The sequence below is a fragment of the Halomonas halocynthiae DSM 14573 genome (assembly GCF_000425725.1).
Lineage (GTDB): Bacteria > Pseudomonadota > Gammaproteobacteria > Pseudomonadales > Halomonadaceae > Halomonas > Halomonas halocynthiae.
In genome coordinates this window covers 441,409-458,166 of the sequence record NZ_KE384439.1, presented here as the reverse complement: position 1 = coordinate 458,166, position 16,758 = coordinate 441,409, and the positions used below count along the sequence as shown (strand labels likewise).

General features: G+C 52.2%; 18 protein-coding genes. 10 read left to right on the top strand and 8 right to left on the bottom strand.

Translation table 11 applies throughout. The annotated features are described in order from the left end of the window. Positions 1-96: 96 nt before the first annotated feature. From H616_RS0107750 to H616_RS14475, 5 genes are all read right to left on the bottom strand, one after another. Positions 97-504, bottom strand: coding sequence for a lysozyme inhibitor LprI family protein (locus H616_RS0107750; protein WP_051234078.1), 408 nt, complete (start codon positions 502-504; stop codon positions 97-99). Between the two features lie 95 nt (positions 505-599). Beyond that, positions 600-1,229 carry a hypothetical protein gene (locus H616_RS0107745; RefSeq protein WP_205619069.1) on the bottom strand — a complete coding sequence of 210 codons (630 nt, stop codon included), beginning with the start codon at positions 1,227-1,229 and terminating at the stop codon, positions 600-602. 104 nt (positions 1,230-1,333) lie between these two features. Beyond that, on the bottom strand, positions 1,334-1,597 hold the full coding sequence (locus H616_RS14480) for a hypothetical protein (RefSeq protein WP_035572744.1): 264 nt from the start codon (positions 1,595-1,597) through the stop codon (positions 1,334-1,336). A gap of 84 nt (positions 1,598-1,681) precedes the next feature. After that, complete coding sequence (locus H616_RS0107730) at positions 1,682-2,107, bottom strand: SufE family protein (RefSeq protein WP_027966850.1); 426 nt, start codon at positions 2,105-2,107, stop codon at positions 1,682-1,684. A gap of 29 nt (positions 2,108-2,136) precedes the next feature. After that, on the bottom strand, positions 2,137-3,381 hold the full coding sequence (locus tag H616_RS14475) for a tyrosine-type recombinase/integrase (RefSeq protein WP_084155775.1): 1,245 nt from the start codon (positions 3,379-3,381) through the stop codon (positions 2,137-2,139). Between the two features lie 448 nt (positions 3,382-3,829). Here H616_RS14475 and H616_RS0107720 point away from each other — a divergent pair, with 448 nt between their 5' ends. Together H616_RS0107720 and H616_RS0107715 are read left to right on the top strand one after the other, a co-directional pair. Next, entirely contained in the window at positions 3,830-4,846 is a 1,017-nt protein-coding gene (locus H616_RS0107720) for a DNA-binding protein (RefSeq protein WP_027966849.1), read from the top strand. Positions 4,847-4,917: 71 nt separating this feature from the next. Beyond that, the gene (locus H616_RS0107715) at positions 4,918-5,334 is read left to right on the top strand and encodes a DUF1090 domain-containing protein (RefSeq protein WP_027966848.1); all 417 of its coding nucleotides are present in this window, start codon (positions 4,918-4,920) and stop codon (positions 5,332-5,334) included. Between the two features lie 64 nt (positions 5,335-5,398). Here H616_RS0107715 and nfuA read toward each other — a convergent pair whose 3' ends face one another. Continuing rightward, positions 5,399-5,989 (bottom strand): Fe-S biogenesis protein NfuA, encoded by a 591-nt coding sequence (nfuA, locus tag H616_RS0107710; protein ID WP_027966847.1) that lies wholly within the window; start codon positions 5,987-5,989, stop codon positions 5,399-5,401. A 346-nt stretch (positions 5,990-6,335) separates the two neighbouring features. Here nfuA and metH point away from each other — a divergent pair, with 346 nt between their 5' ends. From metH to H616_RS14470, 3 genes are all read left to right on the top strand, one after another. After that, entirely contained in the window at positions 6,336-10,040 is a 3,705-nt protein-coding gene (gene metH, locus H616_RS0107700) for a methionine synthase (RefSeq protein WP_027966846.1), read from the top strand. 235 nt (positions 10,041-10,275) lie between these two features. Next, positions 10,276-11,928: a nitrite/sulfite reductase gene (locus tag H616_RS0107695; protein ID WP_027966845.1), complete on the top strand. Its 1,653-nt coding sequence runs from the start codon at positions 10,276-10,278 to the stop codon at positions 11,926-11,928. Beyond that, positions 11,921-12,562, top strand: coding sequence for a DUF934 domain-containing protein (locus H616_RS14470; RefSeq protein ID WP_084155773.1), 642 nt, complete (start codon positions 11,921-11,923; stop codon positions 12,560-12,562). Before H616_RS0107695 ends, H616_RS14470 begins: the two co-directional genes overlap by 8 nt. 67 nt (positions 12,563-12,629) lie before the next feature. On the opposite strand, the gene smrA is transcribed toward H616_RS14470, so the two are convergent. Continuing rightward, positions 12,630-13,223 (bottom strand): DNA endonuclease SmrA, encoded by a 594-nt coding sequence (gene smrA / locus H616_RS0107685; RefSeq protein ID WP_027966844.1) that lies wholly within the window; start codon positions 13,221-13,223, stop codon positions 12,630-12,632. An 83-nt stretch (positions 13,224-13,306) separates the two neighbouring features. Here smrA and H616_RS0107680 point away from each other — a divergent pair, with 83 nt between their 5' ends. From H616_RS0107680 to H616_RS0107660, 5 genes are all read left to right on the top strand, one after another. Then, positions 13,307-13,741: a gamma-glutamylcyclotransferase family protein gene (locus H616_RS0107680; protein WP_035572741.1), complete on the top strand. Its 435-nt coding sequence runs from the start codon at positions 13,307-13,309 to the stop codon at positions 13,739-13,741. 154 nt (positions 13,742-13,895) lie between these two features. Beyond that, positions 13,896-14,237 carry an arsenate reductase (glutaredoxin) gene (arsC, locus tag H616_RS0107675; protein ID WP_027966842.1) on the top strand — a complete coding sequence of 114 codons (342 nt, stop codon included), beginning with the start codon at positions 13,896-13,898 and terminating at the stop codon, positions 14,235-14,237. Positions 14,238-14,264: 27 nt separating this feature from the next. Next, the gene (gene wrbA, locus H616_RS0107670; protein WP_027966841.1) at positions 14,265-14,879 is read left to right on the top strand and encodes an NAD(P)H:quinone oxidoreductase; all 615 of its coding nucleotides are present in this window, start codon (positions 14,265-14,267) and stop codon (positions 14,877-14,879) included. Further along, the gene (locus H616_RS0107665) at positions 14,879-15,274 is read left to right on the top strand and encodes a DUF2069 domain-containing protein (RefSeq protein ID WP_027966840.1); all 396 of its coding nucleotides are present in this window, start codon (positions 14,879-14,881) and stop codon (positions 15,272-15,274) included. The genes wrbA and H616_RS0107665 overlap by 1 nt, the downstream gene beginning before the upstream one ends. 124 nt (positions 15,275-15,398) lie before the next feature. Then, the gene (locus tag H616_RS0107660; protein ID WP_027966839.1) at positions 15,399-15,866 is read left to right on the top strand and encodes a c-type cytochrome; all 468 of its coding nucleotides are present in this window, start codon (positions 15,399-15,401) and stop codon (positions 15,864-15,866) included. A gap of 107 nt (positions 15,867-15,973) precedes the next feature. Here the strand turns inward: H616_RS0107660 and H616_RS0107655 are convergent, their stop codons facing one another. Next, positions 15,974-16,654: a cytochrome b/b6 domain-containing protein gene (locus H616_RS0107655; protein ID WP_027966838.1), complete on the bottom strand. Its 681-nt coding sequence runs from the start codon at positions 16,652-16,654 to the stop codon at positions 15,974-15,976. Positions 16,655-16,758 lie beyond the last annotated feature (104 nt).

Below are 16,758 nucleotides of genomic sequence, written 5' to 3'. Positions count from 1 at the left end.
ACCACGTCACGCGCAACATCCTTGCCAGGGGCCCTTCTAGCACAGTCGCTATCTGACGGGACGCGCCAGGCTCCACGTATCGTATCTGCTGCTCATCTACCGGCGAACGCAAGAAACATCCCCTTCTTCACAAGAAAGATGCGCTTCCAGCTCAGAGGTCCGTGCGGTCGTGGCTTCCTCCATACAGCCGGAAAGAATCATTGGGTATATGCTGCCATCCTTTGATGGCCCAGACTCGAAGGCACACTGTGCGTCCCTGTAGGAAACCCATGCCCGTTGCGCCTGCCTCAACCGCTCCAGACTGGCCGCATCGAGTTGCTGGGCCAGCACCTTATAGGTTGTGTTAAGGCGCGCATCGGCTGCTTCAAATTCCTGGTCCGCGCAGCGGTTCAGAGTGCTTTGGTCAACAGCATGATTGCACTCTGCCGACTGAGCGTTAAACGACATACCAAAAAGTACCGTCACACAGATGATACTGATCATACTAACCGGGGAAGGTATCATGGCTCAGGCCTCCTTATTCTCAGGGGGTGTGAATCTGGGCCAGGGTTTGAAGTGAGTTTCCTTGCCTTCAATGCTTAGGCCACAATGAATACGGGTCATGATACGTCAAGAAATCGAAATTTCGAGGCGATCCACCAAAGCTCTGCAAAAATAGCGATCAGACCAAACCCCGTATGCATTCTGGCATTGTTGGTGAGCATCACTGCCCCACACAAAAGGCCAAAGCCGATCTGTTTTATAGGATACCAGGCACCCAGTGCGAAAAAATACTGTTGCCCTTTCATAAGGGTATCCAATATATCGATAATAAAAACCACGGCCAGAAGGGAATAAAACCAATGCTTGCGTGACATGAAGTATTCTGCGAAACCTGAATAATCACCCATCTGGTCAGGAAACAGCAACGTCGTTATAAAAAACAACAGTGCCGCATACAACATAACAAAGGAATAGTTTTCAAACTCCCACACATTGATTATGGATAGACCAAACTCAAACCACCAGAAATGGATGATATAGATCAGCATGAATATGACCCACACCAGATGCGGCGGGTATATCTGCGCACGACTGGGGTGCTGAACAAAACGTGCCAACCCGGTCAGCAGCCTTGCCAGGCCAAGTCCAGTGACAAGACCGATTAAAACCCGCACATGGAAATACGCATCGGCGCTATGCGCTATTGTTTGCATCGCTGTTGCCTCACTAGGCATCGTTGAAGTCATCGCGCTTGGTCTGCTTGACCGTTCCATCCTCCTTGAGGTCAAGCAGTTTGATGGTAATGCCGAACGTCATTCACCCATTCGAAGTGTGATTTTGTGACTACGAATTATTTCTTTTTTTTCTTGGCCTTCCTCTCAGCCTCTTCCCGCTCGTACTCCCGCTCAAAACGATCCTGTTCGGCTTCACGCTCACGGGAAAGAGTTTGAAGGCAGGTAGCCATTGCTGAGCTGCCTCTTGAAAACCCTCGGTTTTCACACTTTTTTATATCAGCAGCTTCCTGCTCTGCGTCCATCTCCTCTTCCCACTGACCGATTTGCGCACAGCCAGACAGCAACAGCATTACGGCGGCGGCAAGCAGTTGTGTTTTCATGATATTCTCCTTGTCATTAGTTTCGCTATCTTGCTGATAAACTAATGAAAAACTAATACTTTTTTTGATCAACTGACCAAGAGATTATCTTGCTGACTCTTGCTCTGCCACCCGATAGATCTTTTGCAGCATGGCATTAAGGCCATTGCTGCGGGTTGGTGACAAATGTTTGTCTAGACCAAGGTCATGTAGGAAATGAGGTGAGGTGTTGCAAATATCCTGTGGTGTTCGACCACTGTAAATACGCATCAGCACTGCAACTAATCCTGACACAATGGCTGCATCAGACATTGCATCAAAATGCAGCAGCTCGCCTTCGCGACGATCGTTCATCCACACATTAGACTGGCAGCCCTGAATGCGATAGGTATCCGTCTGATACTCTTCTGGCAATGCGGGTAGTTGCTTGCCCAAGTCAATAATATACTGATAACGATCCATCCAGTTATCAAACAGCTCGAATTCTTCCAGCAGTTCTTGCTGAGCGGCTTCAGCGGTACTCACAGTCATTTTAGGCTCCATGGAAGATTTTATCCTTATTATAGCGGTCCATTGCCCTGCTCGTCCGCCCCTGAATTAGCGTTAGACGCAAAGCCGTGCTCCGCTTGTTTCATGGGAGATAACCCATGACGTGATTGCTGCTCATGCCACTGCTCGTCTTCGGTGTGCAGATAGCGAGCCGTCGTGTCGAGTCGAGCATGGCGCGCATTCTCAGCCAAATAGCGCAGCTCTACACCGGCTTGAGCTTGATGTGTCAACGCCGTGTGTCGTAGCCAGTGTGGTGTAGCGCGCAACAACATTGCGACGTCACGCTTAGCATTGCACCCAAGGCTCTCTTCTAGAGCCACCGCCGCCTGCTGAAAAACATCACGTATCAGTCGGTACAGCTGGTTGTCACCAATGGCTCGCTGCTTATCCATGCCACGTAACAATGGTGTAGCCTCATTTGCTTTAGGCATCCCCGAGAGCCCTAGATGTGCACGCCATTCCTCTAACAGACGACACATATCTGGCGGTACCGGAATAGTAGCCAGTTTGCTGCCCTTCCCCACGACACGCCACCACCACCGACCTTCTCTCATAAAAAAATCATTCATCCGAGCCGCGGCCATTTCCCCAAGCCGAGGTGCCAGTAGGTAGGCAAATCCAAATATTATCCGTCGCCGCTGAGCCTCGAATTGCTGTCGAGGTGTTGCCGACGCGTGCAGCGATGTATTCAGCCACTGCCAGAGCCAGTCCCACAGCGGGCGCTCCAAGTAGCGCTCAACTCGGTTGCTGCGATTATCTAACCGGCGGCGCTTGTCACGCATCAGCCGAAAGGGGTTGTGGTCTACCCACCCAGCTTCGGTCAACCAAGCATACATACCTTGTAGTATCACCAGGCTTTGACGACGGCTGGCAGGAGACAGCGGCCCTCGAAACGGACGCCAACGGCTATCGTTGCGCGGGCGAACAGGACCAATCCAGCGCTCAGCAGGCTGCGGGTCGGCCAAAAACTGCTCAAACACAGCCAACTGATCACGGCGTAGCCCCGTTAAGCTCAGTGGCTTTGCGTGATATTGCGTATCGGCCATCCACAGTAATAACCGCTCAGCCTCTCTCCGATAGGCGCGCTGAGTATTAGGGGTCGCGCGATACTCCATCAGCCAGGCTGACACGGCCTCGATATCGCTTGCCGCGCTGATCCGCGGCGAGCCAATTACCGAGCGGCTCGCCACATCACCCAACCCAACCTGCTGGACGCAACCATCCCGATTTTCTGGCAACAGCGGCTTATGTGTCATATCTCACCTTTATTCGACCACCTGCTCCACTGACTCCAGCTTTCTCTAACTGCCGTGCCATCGTATGCGTAGTGTCGGCGCGCCAGGGTAAATAATCAAGATAATACGGGTAATCTTGAATTTTATACCCAATATGTAGTGTATAATTATGTATTATGTAATAATACATTACACAGCTTTCTAGTCTCGGCATATTTCCTAATGTTTTGAAGGATTCTTCAAGAATCCCCCTAGGAGATACGCATGAGGAGGCGTGGTTAAAAGAGGGTGTTGAGAAAAGCGCTTTTGCAAAGCAAGGCGATGCCAGAAGTGCAGGATTCATTACGGCATTGCGTTACACTGGTGCCGCCCCAAGTAGCCGTTAAGGTATTTATTGATCCTACAGCCTGCATAAGCGTTGGCTCGGCTCACCACGCCCCTCACTCCACTACTGTTGATAGGAGTAGACATGGCCAGAATCGGTATTACGTATGAAGATGTGCAACGCGCTATCGATACGCTCCTACAGCGTCAAGAAGCGCCCAGCGTGCAAAAAGTTCGCGAGGTGCTTGGCACTGGCAGCTTTACTACGATTAGTGAGCATCTGCGCGAATGGCGTGTCCGCAAAGATCAGCGTAAGGATGAGCCCCCGGCCCGTGGGATGCCCGCTCCACTTCAGGCGCTCACCGAAAATTTATGGGAACAGGCACAACAGGCCGCGAATGAGAGCCTGGCTCACTATCGTCAATTAGCGGATCAACAGGTGGCCGAAGCACATGAGCAAGTGACGGAGTCGGGGCGACGCGCTGAAGATGCCGAACAACGCGAATCTGCACTTTCAGGTCATCTTGCGCGGCTAGATGAACGCCTGGCAGAACATAGCGCCGAACTGGCGCGCAGCCAGGCTGAACTAGAGACGGCTTATCAAGCCAATGAGCAACTGCAAAAACAGGTTGAACGATTATCTGAGCAAGCCAGTAAAGCCCAGCAGAAGATGGAAGAACGCGAGGCTCACTTTCAGCAGCGCTACCGCGAGCTCGAGGCCACGAAACAGGCACAGCTGAACCAGGAAGAAAAGCGCCACGAGGCAGCTGAGGCTCGTTTAATGAACCTGCTAGATGAAGCTCGGCTGGAATACCGTCAAGCCGAAAAAGCGCAATACGCGCAGCGTAATCGGCTTGAGCAGCAACTTGACAGAACCCAGAACGAGCTCAAGGCTCAACATCAGGCGCTGGCCGAAGCCCAGGCTGAATGGCAACGTGAACGCATGCTTAGTCAACAGCGAGAAGACGCAGCAAAAACCGAAGCATCGCGCCTTAGTGCTATTGAAACAGCACGCCAGGAAGATATCGTCACCTTGACTGAACGGCTGGAGCAACGCGACGCTCAGATAGAAGCACTGGAAGGCAAATTGCAGGATCGGCTCTGGGTATCGCTAGAGCGAGTGATTAGCGACGCTGATCATAAAGCTGCGAAAGAAGATTGAACTATTTATCGTTACTCTTACTAAGCTCTCACACCCTAAGCTCTCACACCAAAGCATCAGGAAATAAGCTCATGAAAAATGTTACTCGCCATGTCACTACATTGTTGATCAGTGCGCCACCTCTCGTTTTCAGTTATTCCGCTTTTGCGACGGAAAACCTAGAGCCTCTGTGCCAAACCAAAGCTGAAGAGATCCAGGCCCAGCTTCATATTGCTGAACAGGATGCTAATGAGCATCACATACGCGGTCTGACCAAGGCACTAGAGGCAGTACAGGAGCATTGCACTAACGAAAGCGTGCTAGCAGATGCCGAAGAGGCTGTTCGCGAGAGCCTGGAAGAGGTTCAAGAGCGCCAAGCTGAACTGAAAAGCGCACAACAAAAAGGTGATGCAAAAAAAATTCGTAGGCGTAGCGAGAAGCTCAACGAAGCCGTTGCTGAGCTTCAAGCCGACCAGCAGGAACTAGAGGTGCTTTTTGAGCAACAATAAGCCCTAAAAAACATAACGCTCGCCACCGCCTATGATGGCGAGCTTGGTCTGCAGTTCAGCTCACTTAACGATAGTAGGCGTTAGTAGTGTCTGTGTGATCGGTAACATCGCGAATACCCGCTAACTCAGGGATCCGTTCCATTAGGGTTTTCTCGACACCGTCCTTCAGGGTCAAATCAACCGCAGCACAGCCTTGGCAACCACCACCGAAAGCCAGTATAGCCACCTGTTGCTCTGTCAGCTCAATCAGTTTGATTTCGCCGCCGTGGGCAGCCAGGCCAGGATTAATCTCGCTGTAGAGCACATAATTAATGCGATCTTCCAGCGGGCTGTCAGCATTGACCTTCGGCATCTTAGCGTTCGGTGCCTTGATGGTTAGCTGGCCCCCCATGCGATCGGCGTTGAAGTCCACCACAGCATCTTCAAGAAACGCTAAGCTGTTCTTGTCGAGAAATACATTAATCTTTTCAAGCGTTAGCTGCTCGTCGGTGGGCTCTTCTTCACCCGGCCGACTATAGGCTAAACAAGTTTCTGCATAGGGCGTGCCTGGCTGGGTAATGAAAATACGCACGGCGATACCTTCGACATCCTGCTTGGCTAGCAGCTCGGCAAGGTAATCCTGGGCACTGTCGGTAATCTGAATCGTTTCGCTCATGGCTCTCTCGCTGGTCGAACCACGCTTATTTAAGGTGCTTGCGCGGAACGGAAAGTAAATGACATGGCACTTATGGTAAGCGACTCACGGTTGCGAGACAATCCCGAGTGTATTGGTAGGTCTTTGTTAAAACGATGAGCCAAGCCTACATAGCACCCGCATCGACCCTGCTCGCTACGGTATACTTTTGCTATTCTGTTTCGACACATTAAATCACACACCTTAGGGTCAACTAAGCAGCGTATTGATATGCCCAAAAAGAATAAAAAACTGATAAAAAAGTCGAAAATTAAATAATACTCTTAATACCTTAATGTCATATTCACGCTGGAGAACGTTTTTCACCATGGCTACCCTCCCCGACTCAGCCCAAACTGCCACACTGACCGAATGTCTGAAGCAACGCATCATGATGCTTGATGGCGCGATGGGTACCATGTTGCAGAATGCCAAACTCAGCGAAGACGATTTTCGCGGTACACGCTTTGCTGATTGGCCAAGCGACCTCAAGGGCAATAATGACCTGCTAGTGCTGACACAACCTGAACTGGTAGTGCGTATTCATCGCGATTATTTAGCGGCTGGTGCCGATATTGTTGAAACTAATACGTTTAACAGCACGCGGCTTTCCCAGTCGGATTATGGCATGGAAGACTTGGTGCCTGAGCTAAACCGTGAAGCCGCCAGGTTAGCCCGCCAAGCCTGTGATGCGGTAACCAACGACACGGGCGTTACGCGCTTTGTTGCAGGCGTGCTGGGCCCAACATCGCGCACCTGCTCATTGTCACCAGATGTTAACGATCCTGCCAAACGCAACGTTACTTTTGATGCTCTGCGCGAAAATTACTATGAGGCCGCTGAAGCGTTGATTGAGGGCGGTAGCGACGTAATCATGCTGGAAACAATTTTCGATACGCTCAATGCCAAGGCAGCCATTTTCGCCCTAGAAGAGTTGTTCGAAGCGCGGGGGGAACGCCTGCCGGTGATGATATCCGGCACTATCACTGACGCCTCAGGCCGCACGCTGTCAGGCCAAACCACCGAGGCGTTCTGGAATTCAGTACGCCATGCCAAGCCATTGACCATCGGCCTGAACTGCGCTCTGGGCGCCGCTGAACTACGCCCCTATCTGCACGAGCTGTCTGACAAAGCCGATACGTTTGTCTCAGCGCACCCCAACGCGGGCTTACCTAACGAGTTTGGCGAGTATGACCAAACCGCCGAAGAAATGGCCGAGATTGTTGCTGAGTTTGCACAAAGTGGCCTAGTTAACATTATCGGCGGCTGCTGCGGCTCTACACCAGAGCATATTAGCGCCATTAAACAAGCCATTGATGGCATATCCCCCAGGCAAATACCGCAAATTGAAACCGCCTGCCGACTTTCGGGGCTAGAGCCGTTCAACATCACAGCTGACTCACTATTTGTTAACGTCGGTGAGCGCACCAACGTGACAGGGTCAGCCCGTTTCAAGCGCCTAATCAAAGAAGATGACTTCACCACCGCTCTTGAGGTGGCCCTAGAGCAAGTAGAGAACGGTGCTCAGGTCATTGATATCAATATGGATGAAGGCATGCTGGCGTCTCAGGAAGCCATGGTGCGTTTTCTCAACCTCATTGCAGGTGAGCCGGATATTTCCCGGGTCCCCATTATGGTCGATTCGTCCAAATGGGAGATTATTGAAGCAGGTCTGAAGTGTATTCAAGGCAAGGCCATCGTCAACTCCATCTCGCTAAAAGAGGGTGAAGAGAGCTTTCGCGAACAAGCTGCTATTTGCCGCCGCCATGGTGCCGCTGTTGTCGTTATGGCTTTCGACGAAAGTGGCCAGGCAGATACCTTTGCCCGCAAGTCTGAAATCAGTGAGCGTGCCTACCGATTGCTGGTTGATGATATCGGCTTTCCTGCCGAGGACATCATCTTCGACCCCAATATCTTTGCCATCGCCACCGGCATCGAAGAGCATAATAACTACGCCGTCGACTTCATTCAGGCCACCCAGTGGATCCGTGAAAACCTGCCCCACGCCATGGTGTCCGGTGGTGTCTCCAACGTGTCCTTTTCATTTCGCGGTAACAACACGGTACGCGAGGCCATTCACTCGGTATTTCTCTACCACGCCATTCGTGCGGGCCTATCAATGGGGATCGTCAATGCGGGCCAGTTGGGTGTCTATGACGACCTAGATGACGTGCTACGCGAAACCGTTGAAGACGTAGTACTTAATCGTCATGAAGACGCCACAGAGCGTCTCTTGGAATTGGCCGAGACATATAAAGATGACAACAGTAGTGCCGAGAAAAAAGAAGACTTGGAGTGGCGCAGCTGGTCTGTTGAAAAACGCATCGAGCATGCGTTAGTTAAGGGCGTGACGGCATTTATCCTTGAAGATACCGAAGAAGCTCGTCAGCAATTTGAGCGCCCTATTGAGGTTATCGAAGGCCCATTAATGGATGGCATGAATGTGGTTGGCGATCTCTTTGGGGCAGGAAAAATGTTTTTGCCTCAAGTGGTTAAGTCGGCTCGTGTCATGAAACAGGCAGTGGGTCACCTGCTGCCCTACATTGAAGCCGAAAAAGATGAAACCACTCAAGCCAAGGGCAAGATTGTCATGGCCACCGTCAAAGGTGACGTTCACGACATCGGAAAAAACATTGTCGGGGTAGTACTGCAATGTAATAACTATGACGTGATTGACTTAGGCGTAATGGTGCCTGCTGCAACAATTTTGCAAACGGCTATTGATGAAAAAGCTGACATTATTGGTCTGTCCGGGCTCATCACTCCCTCTCTTGATGAGATGGTCAGTGTGGCTAAGGAAATGCAGCGCCAAGGGTTTGAACTGCCGTTGCTAATTGGTGGCGCCACCACCTCTAAGGCTCATACGGCGGTTAAAGTCGCACCTGGCTACGAGCACCCCGTCATTTATGTATCGGATGCGTCGCGTGCCGTAGGTGTTGCCTCCAGGCTTCTGTCGCCAGAACTGAAATCGGAATACGTTGCTGAAATACACGCCGAGTACGAGAAGGTGCGTGAGCGAAATGCCAAGCGCCGCCCTAAAGCCGCCGACTTGAGCTATACCGAAGCGCGCAAGCGCAAGCCAGTAATTGACTGGAACGATTACACGCCACCATGCCCCGCCATGACCGGACTACTGCGCTTTGACGACTATGACCTCAATGACGTGCTAGAAACCCTTGACTGGACACCATTTTTCATTAGCTGGCAGCTGGCAGGCAAATACCCAAAAATTCTCGATGACGCAACGGTCGGGGAAGCCGCGCGCAACCTGTTCAATGATGCCCAGGTCATGCTGCGTAAACTGATTGATGAAAAGCGGGTGCAGGCGCGTGGCGTGATTGGCCTATGGCCAGCGAACAGCGTCGATGACGATGTCATTGAGATCTACGCTGATGAGTCACGCAGCGAAGTGGTTGAACGGCTGCATCATATCCGCCAACAAACCACCAAGAACCGTGATGGAACCTGTTACAGCCTAGCGGATTTTGTCGCCCCTAAAGAAAGCGGCAAACCAGACTGGATCGGCGGCTTCGCAGTCACTACAGGGCATGGCGTGGAAGCACTCGCTGAGGAGTACAAGGCTGCCGGTGATGATTACAATGCGATTTTGATTCAATCGTTGACCGACCGGTTAGCCGAAGCATTCGCTGAACGAATTCACCAACGCGTGCGCAAAGAGTTCTGGGGCTATGTACCGGAAGAGTCATTAGATAATGACGCGTTAATTGCGGAGAAATACCAAGGCATTCGCCCCGCTCCGGGCTATCCCGCCTGCCCTGATCACACCGAAAAAACCACCTTGTTCCGCCTGCTTGATGCCACCGCTAATTCAGGACTGGAGCTAACCGAAAACTTTGCGATGTGGCCTGCTGCTGCTGTGGCGGGTTGGTATTTTTCTCATCCACAGTCGAAATACTTTGCTACTGGGAAAATCACTCGCGACCAAGTCGAGTCTTTGGCCCATCGAAAAGGCCGCACACAGGATGACATGGAGCGCTGGTTAGCCCCTGTGCTCTCTTACGACCCTGAGTGATAATGAATGAAACCACCGTGTCGCGGGCCAGGCTCGGGTATCATCGCGGTGTTAAATGCATCCCAGTGGGCAGCAACCCTTTTTGCTGCCTCCTGAGATGCATTCAGCTGCCCCAGCAACCCACCTTTTATTACCAAAAAATTATGATTGATAGCCATTTATTCTTTTATTGAATAAAAGACAGGCGCTATGGTGGAGCTAAATGAGCCACTTCCCTTTTTCAGGAACGCGCCGAATGTATCGCTACGATAACCACGACCAAATTCTGGTCGATGAACGTGTCGCCCAATTCCGTGACCAGATGCGCCGCTATCTTGAAGGTAAGATTAGCGAGGCTGAGTTTCTTCCATTACGCGTGCAGAATGGGCTTTATGTCCAGCGTCATGCGCCCATGCTGCGCATCGCTATCCCTTACGGCATGCTGGCGTCTTATCAGTTGCGCAAACTGGGTGAAATAGCGGCACGCTATGATCGCGGCTATGGCCATTTCACCACTCGTACGAACCTGCAGCTTAACTGGCCGAAGCTAGAAGACGTGCCAGATATCCTGGCAGAACTGGCCAGTGTACAAATGCATGCGATTCAAACCAGCGGTAACGATATCCGTAACACCACCACGGATCAGTTCTCTGGCATTGCCGACGATGAAAGCGTTGACCCGCGCCCATGGTGCGAGCTGATTCGTCAATGGTCTACCTTTCACCCTGAGTTTGCTTACCTGCCACGTAAGTTCAAGATTGCGGTAACCGGCGCCGAAGAGGATCGAGCCGCCATTCAGGTTCATGATGTAGGCCTTCGACTATGGCGTAATGCGTCTGGTGAAGTGCGCATCAACGTACTAGCAGGTGGTGGCCTAGGCAGAACCCCAATGATCGCCGACGTGGTTTGTGACGACCTTCCCTGGCAGCATCTACTGACCTATCTAGAGGCGTTAGTTCGGGTCTATAACCAGTTCGGGCGCCGCGACAATAAGTTTAAAGCGCGCATCAAGATACTGGTTAAAGCACTAGGAATTGATGAGTTTCGCCGTCGGGTTGAGCTGGAATGGGCATCCCTGAAAGATGGCCCGCAAACACTGACGTCAGAAGCCGTCGCGGCAGTTACTCAGCACTTTATTGATCCCGAGTGGCGCGATATTCCTGCAGAAGCGATTGAGGCATACGAACAACTGCGCAATGAAAACCGCGCCTTCGCACGCTTTGTCACCAATAACGTGACCAACCATAAAACACCGGGCTACAAAGCCATCACATTGTCACTGAAGCGCCGTGAGCATGCGCCAGGCGATGTCACGTCAGAGCACATGATAGCCATCGCCGACCTAGCCGATGAATACAGCTATGGCGAGATTCGCGTCACTCATGAGCAAAACCTAGTGCTTACCGATGTTGCCGTTGATCGCATTGAAGAGCTGTGGCACAAACTGGATGCACTCGGCCTGGCCAACCCCACTGTTGGCACCTTGTCAGACCTGATTTGCTGCCCCGGCGGCGACTACTGCGCGCTGGCTAATGCCAAGTCGATTCCCGTTGCTCAAGCCATTCAAGAGCGTTTCGAGGATCTTGATTTTCTCTATGACTTGGGACCGCTAGAGCTCAACATTTCCGGCTGCATGAATGCCTGCGGACACCACCATGTCGGTACCATCGGCATTCTTGGTGTCGACAAAAAAGGCGAAGAGTACTACCAGATTTCACTCGGTGGCAGTCAAGGCAATGGCGCGTCACTGGGCAAAATTCTCGGCCCTTCTTTTTACCGCGCCGATGTGCCTGAAGTCATCGATAAAGTGTTGCAAGTGTATGTTGGTAACCGCCAGCCGGATGAAACCTTTCTCGATACCTATCGGCGCTTGGGCATCAAGCCTTTCAAGGAGCATGTATATGCCTGAACAGATTACAGGGGCTTACAGCGAACGCCCGTTGATTCTGCGTGGCCGTCACGTTGATGACCGCTGGGGTCTATGGCGAGGTGATAGCTCAGAAAGTGATAACACACAGAGTGAGCCGCACCAAGAGTCCAAGATACGCCTTGACGCGCATAAGGCCACCACGCCAGGCGGCCGCTTAATCGCTCCTCTGGAACAGTGGCAGGCCTCGGCCAAAGGTGCTGATATCGCGCCGTGGCTTGCCAGCGATGTTGAGCTGAGCGCAGAACTTGCTGCAGAGCTTGCCAGCGCACCACTGATTGCCATCGACTTTCCTGTCTTTACCGATGGTCGTGGTTATAGCACGGCTCGATTGCTGCGAGAGCGCTATGGCTATCAAGGAGAAATTCGCGCAGTCGGTGATGTGCTGATCGATCAGTTATTTTACCTGTCACGCTGTGGCTTTGATGCTTTTTCGCTGCGTGAGGATCAAATTATTGAAGACGCTTTGCGGGCGCTGAAAACGTTCAGTCGTAGCTACCAGCCCGGCGTGGACAGCACCGAACCCTTATTTCGTCGCCGCTTACGCGAGATGCACGAACGTAATAACTGCCGTGCCCACCAAGAACCCACCTCACTAGAGGGCGCGGCAGTTTAAGCGATCACTACCTCAATCACTGCCACTGCACCGACAAGAAGCGCAGAGACAAAGCGCAGAGACAGAGTTAGCCTCTGCGCTTCTGTTGGCGTTCACGGTTGGCTGATTTGGCCCGCTCTGATTTTCTCAGCATGACCCATGTTGCCCCCAAACCGCCGTCAGCGCTGTCTGCCGATGCAAATGCCTGAACCGTATCAAATGACATCAACCATTTGGCCAGATACGAACGCAGTATATTTGCAGGGCTGTCTACCTCTCGCCCTCGTCCATGTACGATTAACACTGAACGCAAGTCATGCGCATACGCATCGCGGATAAACCGTGGCAACTCCCGACGACATGCCTCTAGTGGTCGACGTAACAAGTGCAGGCTGGCCTGTACTGGGTAACCTCCGTGCCGCAGACGGTCCATAACACCCTGCTGAACACCCGCACGACAGAACGCCAACGGGTCGAAAGGGGGAACCAGCTCAACAAAATCATCCGACAGAAAATCACTTTCACCCACCCTTTGAATGGCGCTTTCGCGGCGGGCCAGCTGTGCCTCACTAGGGGCACGGCGTACCGGCGATGTTTTCGCACGGTTGTGACCTCGTGACAGCGGGCGAACATCGCCCATCAACGTCTGGAAGTCCACCTCATCACGCGTTGTCAGAGTCATGATGGCACCTCGGGTTGAGTCATAGGTTAACGTATCCTAGCATCACGATTGCCAATGATTAATCCCCCTGCGTCTGGAGTTCAATGTCTCTGCGATATCTTGTGCTAACGGGCTTATTTGTCGTGTCCTTGCCACTGCTGTGGCTATGGCTGACTCTGCTCAGCCCTTGGACGTATCAGCAACCTGAGGGCTTGCCCGCCATGCCCGAGAGCCAACAGCAAGTGTTTGTGTATGGCACCCTTACCCATGCTCCGGTGCGTTGGCTAGTTTATGGTCGTACAGGCAACCCCGTCGCCGCACAATTAGCCGGTTTTGAACGCCAGGGATTAGACCTGGCACCTAATGCTCACGCCCAGGTCAATGGCTTATTGCTTAATGTCAACGTTAATGAGCTAAGACGACTGGATCGTTACGAACGACTGGGAGTTCGCTACGAACGTGTTCGCGTTCGCTTATCTGAGGGCCAGCAAGCTTGGGTGTACCAGCGCTTAAATGCATCGCCCGCACCGGTTGATTGATAGCTGGGCCGCTGCTTCCTGTTAGCGTGGAAGGCCTAGTGGTCAAAAAAGCGTAACCGCCGTGTGTTGGCTTCAGTTGTGACCAACTGCGCTGCGGCCTACAATATTTGCCGCCTGTTCTGGTCTGCGATAAGCCAATCTAAGGAGTTCCGCTATGCTGACACTGCTTCACAACCCTCGCTGCTCTAAGTCTCGCCAGGCGCTAGCATTACTGGAAGAGGCTGGGGCTGACGTGCAGGTACGCCGCTACTTGGAAAATCCGCTCGATGAAGATGAACTGCGCGAATTAATCGCCAGACTACCCAATGGGATCAGTGGCCTAGTGCGCACAGGCGAGGACGAATGGAAAGCGCTTGGCGTGTCAGCGGATAATTCAGAGGCAGTTGTCGCCGCTATTGTCGCCCACCCACGTATTCTCGAACGCCCCATCGCTGACTCTGGCAAGCAGGCTGTCATCGGTCGCCCGCCCGAGCGAGTGCTTGAGCTCGTCAATTAATCTCCTTATTTTCATGGCGCGATATTCATGACTGAACTTCCATACGTACTGGTTCTCTATTACTCACGCCACGGCGCAACACGTGCCATGGCAGAACAGGTGGCCGCTGGCATCGAGTCTCGGCGCGGTATTCAAGCACGCCTGCGCACGGTACCCAGCGTATCTGCCACCTGTGACGCTGTAGCGCCCGACATTCCAGATCACGGGGCAATTTACGCGACTCTGGACGACCTGCGCGACTGTGCAGGGCTGATAATTGGCAGCCCAACTCGCTTTGGCAATATGGCTGCTCCCATGAAGTACTTTCTGGATGGCACGAGTGAACTTTGGCTCAGTGGCGCACTTATCGACAAGCCTGCCAGTGCGTTTACCTCCACCTCCAGCCTGCATGGCGGGCAAGAAACCACCCTAATGTCGATGCTGCTTCCGCTGCTGCATCACGGCATGGTCTATGCTGGCATTCCTTACAGTGAAATGGCACTGCTACACACCACTCGCGGTGGCACCCCTTATGGGGCCAGTCATGTTGCTGGCACTGCCAGTGATCAGCCGTTAGATGAAAACGAACGACAGCTTTGTCATGCTCAAGGTAACAGAGTTGCCCACCTCGCACTGGCGCTAAGCGCCTCCAAGGAAAGCTAATGCGCGCTTGGCTGGAAGATTTTGAGAACCGCAAAGGGCTGGATAGATTAACCCATCAGTCTCGAGTACTGGTTATTGTCAGCTTTATTTTACTGTTATTGCTATCGGCCTACCGTGGACTGATGGTCGGTAGTACAGAAGGCCCCCTGACACCACTGCTGGTCTTTATACTGCCTCTGCTACTCTTTTCGCCTGCCATCATCGCGAAGCGCCCCCGTGGGCATGCGTGGCTGGCTTTCGTTAGCCTGCTATATTTTACAATGGGCGTCATGGTGACAACCCTCCCAGACCAGGCGCTTCATGGTGTACTGGAAATGGTCGTTTCACTTGCCTTGTTTACTGGCTGCATGGGTTACGCGCGCTTTCGCAGCCGCCAACTCAGGCGAAACACATGAGAAATGATTAATTAAATTCAGGGTGTTCATTACACTGGCTGCTGCTAGGATAAGCAGGCGCTATCTTGTTGAGTTGCTACCAGTGACGCGAAGAAAAAAGCAAGACTAAAATCAGGAGACCGTGATGAAGTCAATATTTAAGATGTGTACTCTGGGCACCGTAGCCCTGCTGCTTTCCGCCAATGTGCAAGCCACAGAAGAAAATGACAATGCTATCGACTATCGCCAAAACGCCCTCAGCGTGATGGCCTGGCAAATGGGGCCGCTGGGCGCTATGGCCAAAGGCGATATGGACTATAACGCGGAAGAGTTTCAGTTGCGCGCCAACAACCTCGCAGCACTTGCTGGCATGCCTTGGGAAGGTTTCGTTGAAGGATCGTTCCGCGGCGGTGAGCACAGCGTCAGTACTGGTGCTCTAGCTAAAATTGCCACTAACATGGACGATTTCATGGGCATGGCCGACGACTTAGTCGTGCAAACCACTACCCTGGCTGAATTATCTAACGGTGATGACTTCAGCGCCATGCGCAAGCAAGTTGGCAAAGTAGGTCAGAGCTGCAAAAGCTGTCACGACGCATATCGTGGCGACTGATACCGCTCTCAGCATGGTCTTTTAACATAGGCCGGCAACAAAACAAGGTGGCTATCAGCCGCCTTGTTTTGTGTGAAACTATACTTCCAGTATTCGCACTCAGAGGCCTATATTCGCCACAGCCATGCAACAAGGCCGATAGCAAAAACAATCAGCGGTAAGGCTGCCCAAAGGTTCAGGTGGCGCTTTATTTCACGGCCAGGCTGCTCGTCAGCAGCGTCGGGCAGATTCTTGTAACCCGTAAGCATCGCTCCAATGAGCTTTTCACCTTTCAGGCTGTGCACCAGCAGGGCCAATAAGTGTAAGCCAATCAGTACCAACAGCGCATTACTGTTCCAAGTATGAACTTTTCTCATCAGGCTACTGATATCGCTTGAGACATAAGAGTACAGTGGCGCATTGAAAAAGATATCATCGCTGAGAAATAACCCACTAAGAACCTGTATGCTCAGCGACACTAACAACGCCAGAACGGCGAGTCCGCCCAGCGGATTGTGTCCCGCATAGGACGCCCCCTGACCACTCAGCATACTGCGCAAATAGCGAAACGTATTGGCGGGTGAGTAAATAAAATTACTGAACCGTGCGTGATGCGTCCCCGTCACTCCCCAAATCCAACGAAACACTAACAAACCCAGTGCGATGTAACCCGCCTTCGCGTGTATTTCAATAGGGAAGTCAAATGGCGCGCCTTCTGTCTTCATCGTATAAAAAGCCACAACAACGACGGCAACAAGCAGCCAATGAAAAAACCTAACAGGCAGGTCCCACACCTTGATTTTTTGCATACATACCCCCTATGAATAGGTTTCACGATGAAAGAAAACACTTAGCAAGGCAACAATATTCCGCGCCTTCTGCTTATAATAGCGCATTATGAAAGACGCTAATA

What these genes read in the sequence shown, in the direction of transcription:
- H616_RS0107720 (WP_027966849.1), top strand. Translation starts at nt 3,830, where the DNA reads ATGGCCAGAATCGGTATTACGTATGAAGATGTGCAACGCGCTATCGAT.
- H616_RS14470 (WP_084155773.1), top strand. Translation starts at nt 11,921, where the DNA reads ATGCCTGAACAGATTACAGGGGCTTACAGCGAACGCCCGTTGATTCTG.
- H616_RS0107665 (WP_027966840.1), top strand. Translation starts at nt 14,879, where the DNA reads ATGCGCGCTTGGCTGGAAGATTTTGAGAACCGCAAAGGGCTGGATAGA.
- arsC (WP_027966842.1), top strand. Translation starts at nt 13,896, where the DNA reads ATGCTGACACTGCTTCACAACCCTCGCTGCTCTAAGTCTCGCCAGGCG.
- H616_RS0107680 (WP_035572741.1), top strand. Translation starts at nt 13,307, where the DNA reads ATGTCTCTGCGATATCTTGTGCTAACGGGCTTATTTGTCGTGTCCTTG.
- H616_RS0107730 (WP_027966850.1), bottom strand. Translation starts at nt 2,107, where the DNA reads ATGACTGTGAGTACCGCTGAAGCCGCTCAGCAAGAACTGCTGGAAGAA.
- nfuA (WP_027966847.1), bottom strand. Translation starts at nt 5,989, where the DNA reads ATGAGCGAAACGATTCAGATTACCGACAGTGCCCAGGATTACCTTGCC.
- wrbA (WP_027966841.1), top strand. Translation starts at nt 14,265, where the DNA reads ATGACTGAACTTCCATACGTACTGGTTCTCTATTACTCACGCCACGGC.
- H616_RS0107745 (WP_205619069.1), bottom strand. Translation starts at nt 1,229, where the DNA reads ATGACTTCAACGATGCCTAGTGAGGCAACAGCGATGCAAACAATAGCG.
- H616_RS0107660 (WP_027966839.1), top strand. Translation starts at nt 15,399, where the DNA reads ATGAAGTCAATATTTAAGATGTGTACTCTGGGCACCGTAGCCCTGCTG.
- H616_RS0107715 (WP_027966848.1), top strand. Translation starts at nt 4,918, where the DNA reads ATGAAAAATGTTACTCGCCATGTCACTACATTGTTGATCAGTGCGCCA.
- H616_RS0107695 (WP_027966845.1), top strand. Translation starts at nt 10,276, where the DNA reads ATGTATCGCTACGATAACCACGACCAAATTCTGGTCGATGAACGTGTC.
- H616_RS0107750 (WP_051234078.1), bottom strand. Translation starts at nt 504, where the DNA reads ATGATACCTTCCCCGGTTAGTATGATCAGTATCATCTGTGTGACGGTA.
- H616_RS0107655 (WP_027966838.1), bottom strand. Translation starts at nt 16,654, where the DNA reads ATGCAAAAAATCAAGGTGTGGGACCTGCCTGTTAGGTTTTTTCATTGG.
- metH (WP_027966846.1), top strand. Translation starts at nt 6,336, where the DNA reads ATGGCTACCCTCCCCGACTCAGCCCAAACTGCCACACTGACCGAATGT.
- H616_RS14475 (WP_084155775.1), bottom strand. Translation starts at nt 3,381, where the DNA reads ATGACACATAAGCCGCTGTTGCCAGAAAATCGGGATGGTTGCGTCCAG.
- H616_RS14480 (WP_035572744.1), bottom strand. Translation starts at nt 1,597, where the DNA reads ATGAAAACACAACTGCTTGCCGCCGCCGTAATGCTGTTGCTGTCTGGC.
- smrA (WP_027966844.1), bottom strand. Translation starts at nt 13,223, where the DNA reads ATGACTCTGACAACGCGTGATGAGGTGGACTTCCAGACGTTGATGGGC.